The sequence below is a fragment of the Siphonobacter sp. SORGH_AS_0500 genome (assembly GCF_002838835.1).
Taxonomy (GTDB): domain Bacteria; phylum Bacteroidota; class Bacteroidia; order Cytophagales; family Spirosomataceae; genus Siphonobacter.
Genome location: NZ_NHPP01000019.1, coordinates 1 through 14,389, shown reverse-complemented (window position 1 = coordinate 14,389; position 14,389 = coordinate 1). Strand labels below are relative to the sequence as shown.

The window sequence follows — 14,389 nt, the reverse complement described above, 5'->3', positions numbered from 1 at the left end:
CTGAGGATACTGAGGCTGGTACAGTGTTTGTTACAGGTTTCCTGAACCAACTCTACCAAGCCATGAGTACAAAAATTGATCGTCGGGACGATGTCAATCCCGAAGAAGGGGAACGGAAATACGGAGATGTTTCCTTCGCCGATACTACCAATAACAAATATCCCATCGATACGCCAGAACACATCCGGGCGGCCTGGAGCTATATCCATCACAAAGACAATGCCTCTACATATGACTCAGATGAATTGGAATTAATTAAAAGTCGGATTCGGCGAGCTGCCGACCAACACCATATTGAAATAAAAAATGAGTAATAATGCGTCGCATTGTTACTCATTTTTTATGTTTGAGTAAGTATTTTCAACCTTAAATTATTTCATCGATGAATTTAATTCTGCATTTGCTACTTGACGCAGCTGTCATTTTTGGTCTGGCTTATGTGATGCCCCAAGTTGACGTGAAGAGTTTTGGAAAAGCTTTTCTGGTCGCTATTATCCTGGCTTTTCTAAACGTTACGATTGGCTGGCTTTTACGCGGAGTCGGTAATCTGGTTACCTTCTTCGCTTTGTCATTTGTCATTCGGCTGGTCGTTACGGCTCTTTTACTAAAGCTGGTCGACTCGTTTATGAGCAGTCTCACCATTCAGGGTTTCTGGCCCGCGTTGGTCATCGCCCTGGCAGTTGCCGTGGCTGGAGCTGTTCTGGATCAGGTGCTTGCTCCTACTCATGCCGCTACTTATGACTCGGTTACGCAACTCATGCCGGTGTCATCAATACAAACTTTTTAAGCTACTGGCCCAGCCAGCTTTGTAAAATTTCTTTTTGTAACGGTGAAGCTTGTGGCAGGTAAGAAAGGGTAAAATCTTTCGTTCCTTTTTGTCCAAGCGTCACAGTTATTTCTTTGATCTTTCCATTCTGCCATACCTTCATTTTCACCATTTCTCCTACTTTGCGATCCTTCCAAATAGCATCTAACGCTGTTGGCCGCTGATCGTCTATTTCAAGTATAGCGACCTTACTCCTCAAGCCCGCTTTCCAGGCAGGAGATTCGTACTCTACGTTTGTAATGAGTAATGAATCACCTTTGGTTGCCGCATTAATGCCCAACCACCCGCCGGCTAGGGCTTTTGTGGTGGTATCTATCGCCAGCCCAGCGTAACCGAAATATTTTGGGTAATTGATTTCCTGCGTAGTAGAAGCATAATCGAAGATTTCTTGCAACGAAGTTCCAGCGATTCTCTCGCAGCCTTTTCTAAATTCATCTTCTGTAAAACCTCTTTGCTTTTTCTGGTAATATTGCTGATAGAGCAATCGCATGACATCATCAAGCGACTTCTTATTGTGAGTTTCATGTCGAATAGCGAAATCGAGCATGGCTCCCAGCACAGGGCCTTTGTTGTAATATGAAATCGTTTTATTAACCTCATCCCCTGTTCGTCCAAACGGCCCATCTTCCCAGGTTTCGTAACTCGACTGTGTAGCCGATTGAAACAAATGGCCGGGCTTATTTTCATAACTCTGAATTTCCTTCTGGAAAGCTTTGATTAACTCTTCGTCTGTCATCAATCCAGCCCGCTTTACCGCCATGTATTCATAATAAACCGTAAATCCCTCTGATACCCAGAGCATTTTGGTTTTATTTTTCTGATCATAATCAAAAGGTCCCAGTTCGATGGGACGAATACGTTTAACATTGTAATGATGAAAATATTCGTGAGCCAGAAAGTTATACATCTTCAATTTTCCGGATCGTGTATTCATCTGCTTGCCACTGAAACTCACGGCAGTGGAATTCAAATGTTCAATCCCACCTCCACCGGGACCAATCGCAATAAAGGTGTAGTGTTTGTAGGGAATATCACCAATAACCTGGGAAGCCTGCTCTACAATTTTTTTAAGATCAGTCATGAACGTTACCCGATCAAATTCGCCCATGTTATATCCTACGAAATAATGCGGAATGCCCTTCACTTCAAACGGTACTAATTCCTCCGTCTTTCCAATCAGAATGGGGCTGTCGTATAAAATATCAAAATTCGGAGCAATGTAGGTTTTTGGCGAACCTGCCAGGGAATCCAGTCCCGTCGCAATACGAGGATTCCAGGAAGAATCAGGTACAAAAGTGACCATTACCTTCTGATTCAACTGGCCCCTCGGGTATAGGAATAAACCCGCTGGAGAGATATAGGCCCGGTTTTCATCCAGATAGTTGCTAGCTACGAAAGACATACCTGTCCGAACCTGATACTTTACTTTTAAGGTTTTACTACCACCCGTCCGAACCTGCCAGGTACTAGGTGTGGACTTCTCGAACGGCAGGATTTTACCTGCTTCATCACTGGCCTCGAAACCTTCTACCGATTTGGCATAATTCATCAGTTGGTAATATCCCGGCGTCCAGACTGGCATTTTCAGCTCAAGCACGGAGGAGGTCAGCCCGGTATACGTAAGACTTACCTGATAAGTATGGTTTTGAGGGTTTTCCATCCGAACTGTATAGGCAATCGACTGAGCCCAGATGGTATTAGAAAAGAAGAGAAGCAGAAGGCTTATCATACCTTTGTAAAAACGCAGCATATCAATGGAAGAAAGAATGTCATATTCCATAATCACCATCAATAATACCGCATATTGATCCTTTTACAAAGCAATATTCCAAAAGGTCCTTTAATGAAAAAGCCCGGCTGAGCCGGGCCTGAATCTCTTATTAACTATTAATTAAGACAATAAAAAGGCCTGCTGAGTTTTCAGCAGGCCTTTTTAATCAACAATAAACTTCTAATTACTTTTCACCTTTACCACCCACAGAACCCGAAGCTCCCGTGGTTTTTCCGGCATTTTTCACGTATTTGTCGAGCCAGTTATTCATTTCGCTCAACATGTGCATGAGTGACTCCTGCGAATCATAATGGTGACTTTCGTAAGGTAAAAATACCAGTTTCGCTGTTGCTCCCATTCCTTTCAACGCATTGAAATAACGCTCGGACTGCACTGGGAAAGTGCCCGTGTTGTTATCCGCTTCCCCGTGAATTAGCAACAGGGGGGTCTTCATTTTATCAGCGTTCATAAACGGCGACATCGTATTGTAGACATCCGGTGCCTGCCAGTAGGTGCGTTGCTCATTCTGGAAACCGAATGGCGTTAACGTCCGGTTATACGCACCACTCCGGGCAATACCTGCCTTAAACAACTTGCTATGCGTTAATAAATTGGCGGTCATGAAAGCTCCGTATGAGTGCCCCCCTACGCCTACGCGGCTGGAATCTACCACACCCATTTTCACGCCCGTTTCAATGGCGGCTTTGGCTGAAGCTACCAATTGTTCAACGTATGTATCGTTAGGCTCTTTGTCACCTTCGCCGATAATGGGGATAGAGGCATTGTCGAGAACCGCATAACCCATCGTAACGAAAGCCGCCGCACCCCAGAAACTGATGGCGTTGAATTTATAAGGCGAACCACTCACCTGACCAGCCGCATCCTTGCTCTTGAACTCAGCCGGATACGCCCACAGGAATGTAGGCAATGGACCGTCTTCTTTTTTATACCCCGCAGGCAGGTATAACGTTGCCGTTAAGTCTACGCCGTCGTTACGCTTGTAGCGAAGCACCTGTTTCTGAATCCCTTTCAGTTGTGGATAAGGATCGGGGAAGAAGCTTACCTGCGTCAGAGCTGTTTCATTTTTCTTCTTCTTTTTGGCGGTGAAATTCAGGTTACGAACGAAGTAATTCGGATTCTGGTCAACGGCTTCGCGACGGGTCAATACTTCGCCTTTTTCCGCATTCAGAATGCTTACTGGAATTTCAAAATAAGGTGCTTCTGAACGCCAAATGATTTTATTCTCCTTCGTTTTCAGGTTTAGCACACTCACAAACGGACGGTCGCCCTCGGGAGAGGCTCCGGTTGTGTTGAGGTAATAGACTTCATTTTTCGCATTAATGTCCAGCACCTGACGACCGTACTGATTTTTCTTCGTTTCGGGCTGACCAGGATCGGAGTATTTGTCTTCGAACGAACGTTCTAACAGCACAACGGGATTAGCAGGGTCGGAAGGATTCAGAATCTTCGTCACCAGCTTCCGGTTTTGCCACCAGCGTTCAGAAACGATGGCCGTTGTAGCGTTCCCCCAAACCACGCCACCGAAACGCAACGCACTTGAGTATAAGTCTTTTGCTTCGCCAGAGAAGGGAGCTTCCAGAGCTTTCAATACATCGCGAATCGCTACTTTCTTACGGGAATCGCCGCCATCTTTAGGCTCTACCCAGGTTACCGTTGCAGGCACGTCGGCCCGCCAGTTGTAGTTACGAGGAAAAGGAATCGTGGCGTCAGAACCCCAGGGAGCATTTTCTACCAGCGGGTTATCCGTCAGCATTTTAATGGCGGATCCGTTCGTATCAAAAATCTCTACTTTCGAAGGGAAATAACGCAGCGGAACGATGTACGAGAAAGGACGGTGCACGCTTTCCACTAACACGTATTTACCATCGGGAGAAGGCGTTGCGTCACGTACCAGCATGGGCTGACCGATATTCTTCACCGAACCATCCAGTCCTAATTTCACGACCTGAGCGGTGGCGTAATACTCAAACTGCTTTTCATCCGATGGGTTTTTCAGCAAATCCTGATACGTAGGAGCCTGACCTTTTTTACCCAGGTTTTCCTGAATGGTCGGCCCTACGGGTACGCGACTTACTTCGGGAGCCGCTCCTCGAGAGGCAGGAACAGTAGTAACGATCAGAGACTGAGCATCAGAAACCCAGCTCACGGGGGAACCTAAAGCGGCATTCAGGGCCAGGTCGGTAACCTTGCGAGCTGTAGCCGTAGCCACGTCGATGACGTATAACTCGATTTTCGTATCTGTCGAGTTAGTAAAGGCGATTTTCGCATCATCGGGCGACCAGCTCAGGTTAGAAATCGCGGCCTTTTGAGGTAAGCCTTTGACCTGAATTTCTTCCTTACCATTTAGTTTACGCAACTTTAGGTTGATGAGCGGAAAACCACGGCTGGGACCGTTATTAGCGGGGTTAATTCGCAGACCAGCGATGCGTAACTCAGGTTGAGATAACTCAGCGATGGAAGGGTTTGCAGCCCGTTCGGTAATAATGACCCACTGCCCTTTAGAGTCTACACTAAAACCGGGCGTTGGCGGCGTGTTCACTAAATCGGCCAGAGCTTTCGGCGGCGTCTGATACGTGGCGTCCTGAGCCTGTACAAACGAAACCATACCCAAGGCCAGAACCAGCACAAGGAGTTGTTTTTTCATGCAAGAATTTGTTAGGAGATGAAGTTCAGTACTTCGGTAATCCAATGCTCTAATTGGATGAACAAGTTAAGAGATTACCGAAGCCTTTGCCCGCCGATTCGACCAACGGTTTAAAATCGGATACAACAGCACTGCTCCCAGTATCAAAGAAGCTCCCGCATAGAAGCCCGCCGTCATTTTTTCAGCACTACCAAAAATGAGAAAGGCGAGGATAATCCCATAAATCGGCTCCAGGTTAGTGGTCAAATTCATGACAAAAGCAGAGAACGTCTGGAATAAACGTACAAAAGCCGCGTAGGCATAAACGGTACAGACACCCGCCAGAATAAGCACCCAAAGCCAGTCCCAACCCTGCGGAATAAGATTCATTTTTTCTTCAGGAGCAATCAGGAAGTAATAAATGGGCAGAAAGATCGTCGTACTTATCCAGGCCCCGGCCATTTCGTAGGCCGTGATCCGACGAGGCTCTAACGTCCTTGCAAAAAGGGAATTGAAAATGGAAAATAAAGCCGATAACAACGCTGCCACCACGGACATGGTTAATCCTAAGGCATGGTTAAACTCGAACAGGAAAATCAGGTATAAGCCTACCATCACTAATAATCCAAGAAAAACCTCCACTAGACTCAGCCGACGATGGGTAAAAAGGGGTTCGAGTAAAGCCGTCCATAAAGAACTCGTCGATAAACCTGCGAGGCATACCGAAACGTTGGAAACCCGGGCCGAGCCGAAAAATAATATCCAGTGCAGAGCCACCAATCCACCCGTCAGCAACAGACGAATGATTAATCCGGCGGAAGCTTTAGACGTACTTTTCTGAGTTTTTAGAAAAGCCCACATCCCGACCGTAGCCAGCCCCGTTCGCCAGAAGACCAAAGCCAGCGGCGGAATACTAATCAATTGACCTAAAATGGCCGTAAAGCCAAAAATCAGCACCACAAAGTGTAGCTGCAAATACGATTGTAACGATGGTTTCATGGAATCCAGTGTGCCGTTTTCGGTTTACAGTTTTCAATGAATTTTGAATAATAGAAGGCGTGAATGATAGAATTTTAATTCACTATCCTGTCTTTACGGTGAGCAACCTACTGAAAACTATAAACCGACAACTGAAAACTATTTAGGGACGGTTCGGTATAGAACCAGGCCAATGAGAGAGAATACGATATTGGGTAGCCAGACGGCCAGGAAGGGATCGAACGCTCCTTTCTTGGCAATGCCGCTACTCATCATGAAGAAGAGGATATAAACAAAGGCCAGACCAAAACCGAGAGCGATCTGGAACCCCACGCCTCCGCGTGATTTACGGGCCGAAACGATAACGCCAATGGCGGTCAAAATGATGATACCGAAAGGATTAGCGATCCGGGTATAACGTTCAATCTGAAATAACACCACCCCTTCGGCTCCGCGACTCTGAAGTTTGGCGATGTGATTGTTAAGCTCGGAAAGGGTGAAGGTTTTCTCCAGATTGTTCGTATTTTCAAAATCCTTGGGTTCCAGAGCAATCGTGGTATCTATTAACTTTCCATACGTCATGGTTTCACCCGTTTCGGTAATGGTTCGAATGCTATAGTCTACCGCCGACCATTTCTTAATCTCCGGTTTCCAGACGATGTAAGCAGCCGAAAGCTTCTGAACCAGCTTATTATCTTCAAACTTTTCCAGCGTAAACTTATCGCCCTGCTGTGTGGTGTTGTTATAACTGGAAAGATAGGCGTACACACTAGGGCCTACCTGAATATGAACGTCGCGTTTGTCGAAGTAATAGGTACCCCCCTCAACGTATTTCTGCTCAAAAGCCAGTCGCTTTTTGTCAGCTGCCGGAATTACATAGCTACCAGACAGAAAATAATACTGGCAATCAGCGTGGAGGCCATCATATACGGACGCATGAAGCGAATAAAGCTAACGCCAGTACTAAAAATGGCAATGATTTCGGTCTTTGCCGCCATGTTGGCCGTAAAGAAAACGACCGTAATAAACACCATCAACGGGCTTACGTAATTCGCCCAGAAAATGGCCAGATTCATGTAATACGTAACCAGTAGTTCGTACGTGGAAGGTTTGTAACGAATGAAGTTTTCTACCTTTTCGGTATAGTCGATTACTAAAATAATCAGCGTTACGAGCGAAACGACGAAGACATAAGTCGTCAGGAATCGTTTAAAAATATACCAGTCTAGTATTTTCACTGCCTATGATTTGTCTGTGGTCAGTTTGCGGTTTTCAGGGATGACTTGTAAAAAATGGAATCCTTCAGCCCTGATTTATCAATGTCAACCCAGCCTTCTGAACATTCCTGATTCTATCCTTCACTCATTCCCTCATTGAACTTAAACTGAAAACTTAATCAAAATATTTCTGGCCACTTCGTAACTGACAAAAGAAGGGCCGGATTCGTTTATTTTCAATAGCATGGATCGGTCGAAGTCATTGATTTCCAGCACCGAAACTACACTTCCGGGAATTAATCCCGCTTTACTTAAAAATTGCAAAAAAGAAGCGGCGTGCTCAGAAACGCCCATCATCGTTACCTGTTTCCCGGCGGTTACTTCGCAAAGCTTCTCGTATTCAGCGGAAGGCATCTTCCCCGCTGCCGTCGGAATGGGGTCACCGTGCGGATCAGAAACGGGAAAATCCAGAAACGCATCCAAACGATTAATAAGTTCTTCCGAAGCAATATGTTCGAGTTCTTCCGCAATGGGATGTACTTCGTCCCAGCGAAAACCCAGCTTCTGAACCATAAAGACTTCCCAGAGCCGATGCCGACGGATCACCTGCAAAGCTACCTCCTGCCCTTCCGCAGTTAACCGAACGCCCTGATACTTCTTGTAGTGGACTAGATTTTTTTCAGCTAGCTTACGTAACATATCCGTCACCGAAGCCGCTCGCGTCTGTGTTTGTTCCGCCAGGGCGTTGGTACTGACTTCATCTGCACCGGAGCCGGACAGATGATAGATCAGTTTCAGATAGTTCTCTTCTGCTAATGAAGCCATTCAAGTTTTCGGAAGTTGGCTGCAAAGGTAGATTCTCACCGTGCAAAATAAAAATTTAGGTGAGTCTAAATTTTTATTTTGATTTAACAAAACCTTCATTACATTTGTTTTACTCATTCAGACATTGCACACACAATCAGACGAATAGATCAATAATAGATGAATACGCCTATACCCAACACAGATCATAAATATAATTTATTGGAGCAGTCCCTTCCCGAATCTCATGCGTCTATCCAGATTCCGCACAATGCCAGCAACTGGAAAAAGTTCATGGCTTTTGTTGGTCCTGGTTTAATGGTAGCGGTGGGTTACATGGACCCCGGTAACTGGGCAACCGATATTGAAGGTGGCTCGCGGTTTGGCTACACCCTTCTTTCCGTGGTACTGATCTCCAATCTCTTCGCGATGGTTCTGCAGCATCTAGCCTTAAAGCTAGGCATTGCGACCGGACGAGATCTAGCCCAGGCTTGTCGCGATCATTTCTCCAAACCCGTTGGATTTATCCTTTGGATATTTGCCGAAATTGCCATTGCTGCTACCGATGTGGCCGAAGTCTTAGGTTCTGCCATTGCCCTGAATCTGCTTTTTGGACTCCCCCTTACGGTGGGCGTGGTCATTACCATTCTGGACGTTCTGGTGATTCTGTATTTTCAGAATAGGGGATTCCGAGCGTTGGAAAGTATTGTGGGGGGGTTAATCTTCGTGATTCTCTGTTGCTTTGTGTATCAGATGATTGCGTCTAATCCCAGCCTCCCAGCGATTGTTCAGAACCTGATTCCCAAACCTGAAATCATCACCAACGGCCCCATGCTCTACGTGGCCATCGGCATTTTAGGAGCGACTGTGATGCCGCATAATCTATACCTGCACAGTAGCATTGTGCAAACCCGTAATTTTAATCGGGACGATACTGGCAAGCGGGAAGCCATTAAGTTTGCCACGCTTGATTCCACGATTTCGCTATTCCTAGCCTTCTTCATCAACGCCGCCATTCTGATCGTAGCCGCCGCTGCTTTTCACGCTACCGGCAATCAGGATGTGGCCGACATTACCGATGCCCATCGTTTACTCGATCCCGTTTTGGGGGTGAAGCTGGCGAGTATTTCATTTGCCGTAGCTCTACTTGCCGCCGGACAAAACTCTACCGTTACTGGAACTCTGGCGGGGCAAATCGTTATGGAAGGTTTTCTGAATCTGCGACTGAAGCCCTGGGTTCGCCGCTTGTTAACCCGCTCGATTGCCATTATTCCGGCTTTTGTAGCTACAGCATGGTACGGCGAAAAAGGTACCTCCGAGTTACTGGTTTTCAGTCAGGTAGTGCTTTCCATTCAATTGAGTTTCGCGGTTATCCCATTAGTTATGTTTACCTCGAACGCCAAAATGATGGGAGCATTTGTAAACTCTTCGGTACTGAAAGTTGTGAGCTGGGTTATTGCAGGAATTATTCTGTTACTGAATAGCTACCTGCTGATCCAAACGATTTAGTCAGGGTCTCTTATACCATTGTCCATTTTTCATCACCATCGTTACCTTTCTTAAGGCAGAAATGGTTTCAGTCGGGTTACCTTCTACGGCAATCAAGTCGGCGAGGTAACCCGATTTTATTTCCCCCAACTGCTTCATTTCAAATATTTTCGCGGGAACGGAAGTCGCCGAGCGTAACACGTCCAGTGGTTTCATGCCATAGGTGTTCATTAATTCCATTTCCCGAACATTATCACCGTGGGTAAAGACACCCACATCGCCCCCCATCACAATCGCCACGCCCGATTCCAGAGCGGCTTTGAAGCTTTTCCGTTTTTGCTGAACACGTTCGGGTTCAGCTTCCTGCCCTTTTTTCCAGCCGCGATACTGCGAAATGGCATCACTGGCCGCTAAGGTTGGGCAATAGGCTACGCCTTTATCTTTCATTAACTGAAATAGCTCTGCGGTAGCGGCATCCCCGTGCTCAATGGTTTTGCATCCGCCTAAAATCGCTCTGCGAATGCCTTCTTCGGTAGAAGCATGGGCCACTACCGACCGGCCCGATGAGGCAGCTACTTTCACCATTAACTCAATTTCTTCCTGAAGAAACGTCGCTTTCGCTTCGCCCATTAACCCCCAGCGATAGTCGGCGTAAATTTTCACGACGTCAATGCCACGCCCTATTTGTCCGCGAACAGCTTGTATTAATCGGTCGTTACCGTCGGCCTCTTCGGCTCCCTGCGGTACATTCGAGCGAGTATTATACCCTTTCGGGCCATAGCTTCCCGTAGCAATCAACGCCCGTCCGACCGTAATCATCCGCGGGCCGGGAATAATGCCTTTTTCAATGGCCTGTTTCAGACCCACATCATCGAAATCGGCTCCTTCCGTTCCTAAATCCCGAACGGTGGTAAACCCAGCTAATAAGGTTTTTTCCGCATGAATAACCGCCCGGGCAGCTCGCTCCATCGGTGATTCCTTCAAGACCTGATCGTCCCAGGACGTTTCGTTATACGGATGTAAAAACAGGTGGGAATGACCTTCTACTAAACCGGGTAACAAAGTCTGATTCTTGAGAATGATTTCTTCCGTTCCCTCCGGCTTCTTGAGGTTAGCCCCCACGGCTTCAATTTTATTATTAATGACTAATACCTGCCAGTTCGTATGCACCTCTTTCCCATCAAAAACCCGATCAGGAATCAATAAGTACGGTTTTGAAGATTGAGCATTCACTAGCGTGCTTAGGAAAACCAAGAATACTAAAAGTCGTTTCATCAGGATGGGAAATGAGGAGTTATGCTTTTAAGATGAGGTTAATGAAATCATCCTCTTCCGCAGGTTAACACCCGGGACTATTGTAAATTTAATCCCGCTGGGGTTATTATCAAGTATTAATTTAAGTAGTTCGCAGCTCTGCTTTGTAATTAATTAGTTACCATAACCCCAGCGGGGGTAACATAAATAGCACTAGGGGATAATCTAAAGAAGAAAGAAGCTGGCAGCGTTTTGAAAAGTAATAAGCCCGAAACCATACCGATTTCGGGCTTATTACTTTCAAAAGTTTGTATTACTTCAATTCTTTCAGGTCCACCAGATCCATGTCGGTGTACGTATAGTTTTCACCAGCCATCGCCCAAATGAAGGAATAAGCTGCCGTTCCCGCCCCAGAGTGAATCGACCACGGTGGCGACAAAATCGCCTGATAGTTATTCACCAGCAAATGACGGGTTTGCTGAGGCTCGCCCATGAAATGGAACACCCGCTGATTTTCAGGAACATCAAAATAAAAATAAGCCTCCATTCGACGATCGTGCACATGGGCGGGAATGGTGTTCCAGATACTACCCGTACTCAGGATAGTCAGCCCCATCACCAGTTGGCAAGACTCCAGACCTTCGGCGTGAATGTATTTATAAATGGTACGCTCATTAGCTGTTTCCTTGGTTCCTGCCTGAACGGGAGAAGCTCCTTCTTTCGTCAGTTTGGCATTAGGGCACACGCGGTGAGCGGGTGTAGAAGCCAGATAAAATACTGCCGGGCTGGTCGCATCGGCACTGGCAAAAGTTACATCAACCGTGCCCTTACCGAGATAAAGGGCTTCCAGTTTGCTTAATTCGTAGGTTTCGCCATCAGCGGTAACTACGCCGGGGCCACCTACGTTAATGATTCCTAACTCGCGGCGTTCGAGGAAAAACCCGGAGCGTAACTCGTCATACGTGGGTAAGCTTAATACTTCGTTAACGGGTTTCACACCGCCTACAATAAAGCGGTCATAATGGGAATACGTAAATTGAAACTGATCGTCGGCAATGACGTCTTCAATCAGGAATTGCTCCCGTAAACGGTCGGTGTCGTAGTGCCGAACGTCGTCGGGATGGTGTGCATAACGAGTCTGCATAGGAGTTTGAATAGTTGCTACAGCTAAGAAATAGACGACTTCCGTGCCGAATACCCTTCAATTGCAAAAGAAGCGAACCATTCCGATGTATCTTTGTTTTCAGTCTACAGTCTTTCATTTTTTGCGGTAATTGACTGAAATGGCCACCCTTACGACGAGCCCTGATTGCATTCATACATCGAACATTTATACTCTTGAAATCCCTCGCTTATCTTAACAAATACTTGTGGAAGTATAAAGGCACCCTTTTGCTGGGCACTTTATTTACCGTAGTTTCCAATCTTTTCGGAATTATTCCGGCTCAGATCGTCCGGCATGCCCTGGATCTGGTCAAAGAAACACTGGATCTGTATTTTCTTTTTGACGGATCGAAAGTTCAGGCTAACATTTACGAAGATTTTGCCTATAACATTCTGATTTACGGCGTATTAATCCTCGCCATGGCCCTACTCAAAGGTGTCTTTCTGTTCCTCGTTCGACAGACGCTTATCGTGATGTCACGTCACATTGAGTTTGATCTGAAAAACGAAATCTATGAACACTACCAAACCCTGCCCTTAAGTTTTTATCGCCGGCATAACACGGGGGACTTAATGGCTCGTATCTCCGAAGACGTTTCGAAAGTTCGGATGTATGTCGGACCGAGTATCATGTACGGACTGAACCTCATTACGCTCTTTGTAATGGTCATTAGTTACATGCTTTCGGTAAGTCCACACCTAACTTTTTACGTGTTATTACCTCTACCGATTCTTTCCGTGAGTATTTTCTTCGTTTCTAACATTATCAATAAACGTTCAGAGGAAATTCAGCGGAATCTTTCCATGCTTTCGACCAACGCTCAGGAAGCATTCTCGGGCATTCGGGTGTTAAAGGCGTACGTTCAGGAATCGTTCTCGACTAAACAGTTTGAAAATCAGTCAGAAAACTATCGTAATAAATCATTAAATCTGATTAAAGTCGATTCGTTATTCACGCCGCTGATTTTCCTGCTGGTGGGGCTTTCCAACATTCTTTGCGTATACATTGGTGGTCAGGAAGTTATCGCGGGTCGATTAACACCCGGTAACATTGCCGAATTTCTCATTTATGTGAACATGCTGACCTGGCCAGTAACGGCTCTGGGCTGGACGACCTCACAAATTCAGCGGGCGGCGGCTTCACAAACCCGGATCAATGAATTCCTGCAACAGAAAACGGATCTTGTTTCTACCGAAAATCTACAAAAAGAAATTTCAGGAGACGTTGAATTCAAGCACGTTACCTTCATTTATCCCGATTCAGGTATTATTGCTCTGAAGAATTTTAACCTGCGTATAAAAGCCGGAGAAACGGTAGCCATTCTCGGTGGAACGGGTTCGGGTAAGAGTACGCTGGCGAACCTGCTGACTCGCATGTATGATACCTCTTCGGGGAAAATTCTGATTGATCAGGAAGCTATTCAGGCCTATGACATTCCGACGCTGCGTCGTCAGATGGGTTATGTGCCACAGGATGTGTTCCTGTTTTCGGATAATATTTCGAATAACGTACGGTTCGGGCTGCCCGACTTACCTCAAGATAAAGTAGTTCAGGCCACGAAAGACGCGGATTATACGGGAACATCGTGGATTTTCCCGAAGGTTTTGAAACTAAAATCGGAGAACGCGGCATCACCCTTTCCGGGGGTCAAAAGCAACGGTTAAGCATTGCCCGAGCCATTGCCCGGGAACCTAAAATTCTGATTTTGGACGACTGTTTATCTGCCGTTGATACCAAAACGGAATCGACGATTCTTTCGAACCTGAAAGGTATTATGCAAAATCGTACTTCACTGATTATCAGCCACCGGGTATCTTCTGCTAAACTAGCCGACCAGATTGTATTACTCGACGAAGGCGAAATTGTAGAGCAAGGCACGCACGAAGAATTAATGAAGAAAAACGGGGCGTACCGTGAGTTATACGAAAAGCAGTTGCAAGGCGAAGAAGCTTAGTAGGTTGGGAGTTTTGGATTGAGCGTTTTGAGTCCAGTTACCAATGGTAGAGACACCCGCAGTCGCTCGGCTCTAGCCGAGTGACTACCTGGCTGTAGGCCTCTGGCCGTCTGACTCAAAAAAGTCCAGGTAACGAAATACTGCATCTTACCCCAAATATATTTCAATATCACTCGGCCAGAGGCCTATATTGAGTTAAACGCCATTCAGCGTTCAAACCCTGAAATGCAGAAACGCGTTGCTAACGCCGTCCGTGGATTGGTGGAAAGTGATAACAACCCCATCGTT

The 14,389-nt window shown here is 46.2% G+C and carries 9 protein-coding genes and 2 pseudogenes; 4 read left to right on the top strand and 7 right to left on the bottom strand.

What is annotated here, in order from left to right; genetic code table 11:
• Positions 1–62: 62 nt before the first annotated feature.
• Positions 63–314, top strand: coding sequence for a DUF6582 domain-containing protein (locus tag BWI96_RS18255; RefSeq protein ID WP_106637963.1), 252 nt, complete (start codon positions 63–65; stop codon positions 312–314).
• A 68-nt stretch (positions 315–382) separates the two neighbouring features.
• Positions 383–787, top strand: a complete 405-nt coding sequence (locus tag BWI96_RS18250) for a phage holin family protein (protein WP_106637962.1) — start codon at positions 383–385, stop codon at positions 785–787.
• 1 nt (position 788) lies between these two features.
• Here BWI96_RS18250 and BWI96_RS18245 read toward each other — a convergent pair whose 3' ends face one another.
• From BWI96_RS18245 to BWI96_RS18225, 5 genes and pseudogenes are all read right to left on the bottom strand, one after another.
• Positions 789–2,606, bottom strand: a complete 1,818-nt coding sequence (locus tag BWI96_RS18245) for a M61 family metallopeptidase (protein ID WP_198555300.1) — start codon at positions 2,604–2,606, stop codon at positions 789–791.
• A 175-nt stretch (positions 2,607–2,781) separates the two neighbouring features.
• Positions 2,782–5,262 carry a prolyl oligopeptidase family serine peptidase gene (locus BWI96_RS18240; RefSeq protein ID WP_106637960.1) on the bottom strand — a complete coding sequence of 827 codons (2,481 nt, stop codon included), beginning with the start codon at positions 5,260–5,262 and terminating at the stop codon, positions 2,782–2,784.
• 66 nt (positions 5,263–5,328) lie between these two features.
• Positions 5,329–6,240, bottom strand: coding sequence for a DMT family transporter (locus tag BWI96_RS18235; RefSeq protein WP_106637959.1), 912 nt, complete (start codon positions 6,238–6,240; stop codon positions 5,329–5,331).
• 138 nt (positions 6,241–6,378) lie between these two features.
• Positions 6,379–7,457: pseudogene (locus BWI96_RS18230) on the bottom strand (LptF/LptG family permease).
• Positions 7,458–7,598: 141 nt separating this feature from the next.
• Complete coding sequence (locus BWI96_RS18225; protein ID WP_106637958.1) at positions 7,599–8,261, bottom strand: metal-dependent transcriptional regulator; 663 nt, start codon at positions 8,259–8,261, stop codon at positions 7,599–7,601.
• A 159-nt stretch (positions 8,262–8,420) separates the two neighbouring features.
• Between BWI96_RS18225 and BWI96_RS18220 the strand changes: the two genes are divergently transcribed.
• Complete coding sequence (locus BWI96_RS18220) at positions 8,421–9,749, top strand: Nramp family divalent metal transporter (RefSeq protein ID WP_106637957.1); 1,329 nt, start codon at positions 8,421–8,423, stop codon at positions 9,747–9,749.
• On the opposite strand, the gene BWI96_RS18215 is transcribed toward BWI96_RS18220, so the two are convergent.
• Both BWI96_RS18215 and kduI read right to left on the bottom strand, forming a co-directional pair.
• A complete protein-coding gene (locus BWI96_RS18215; protein ID WP_106637956.1) occupies positions 9,750–11,003 on the bottom strand; it encodes an amidohydrolase family protein in 1,254 nt (417 codons plus the stop codon).
• 292 nt (positions 11,004–11,295) lie between these two features.
• Positions 11,296–12,126 (bottom strand): 5-dehydro-4-deoxy-D-glucuronate isomerase, encoded by an 831-nt coding sequence (gene kduI, locus BWI96_RS18210; RefSeq protein ID WP_106637955.1) that lies wholly within the window; start codon positions 12,124–12,126, stop codon positions 11,296–11,298.
• Between the two features lie 194 nt (positions 12,127–12,320).
• On the opposite strand from kduI, the pseudogene BWI96_RS18205 reads away from it, so the two are divergent.
• Positions 12,321–14,101: pseudogene (locus BWI96_RS18205) on the top strand (ABC transporter ATP-binding protein).
• Positions 14,102–14,389 lie beyond the last annotated feature (288 nt).

What these genes read in the sequence shown, in the direction of transcription:
- BWI96_RS18255 (WP_106637963.1), top strand. Translation starts at nt 63, where the DNA reads ATGAGTACAAAAATTGATCGTCGGGACGATGTCAATCCCGAAGAAGGG.
- BWI96_RS18250 (WP_106637962.1), top strand. Translation starts at nt 383, where the DNA reads ATGAATTTAATTCTGCATTTGCTACTTGACGCAGCTGTCATTTTTGGT.
- BWI96_RS18245 (WP_198555300.1), bottom strand. Translation starts at nt 2,606, where the DNA reads ATGGAATATGACATTCTTTCTTCCATTGATATGCTGCGTTTTTACAAA.
- BWI96_RS18240 (WP_106637960.1), bottom strand. Translation starts at nt 5,262, where the DNA reads ATGAAAAAACAACTCCTTGTGCTGGTTCTGGCCTTGGGTATGGTTTCG.
- BWI96_RS18235 (WP_106637959.1), bottom strand. Translation starts at nt 6,240, where the DNA reads ATGAAACCATCGTTACAATCGTATTTGCAGCTACACTTTGTGGTGCTG.
- BWI96_RS18225 (WP_106637958.1), bottom strand. Translation starts at nt 8,261, where the DNA reads ATGGCTTCATTAGCAGAAGAGAACTATCTGAAACTGATCTATCATCTG.
- BWI96_RS18220 (WP_106637957.1), top strand. Translation starts at nt 8,421, where the DNA reads ATGAATACGCCTATACCCAACACAGATCATAAATATAATTTATTGGAG.
- BWI96_RS18215 (WP_106637956.1), bottom strand. Translation starts at nt 11,003, where the DNA reads ATGAAACGACTTTTAGTATTCTTGGTTTTCCTAAGCACGCTAGTGAAT.
- kduI (WP_106637955.1), bottom strand. Translation starts at nt 12,126, where the DNA reads ATGCAGACTCGTTATGCACACCATCCCGACGACGTTCGGCACTACGAC.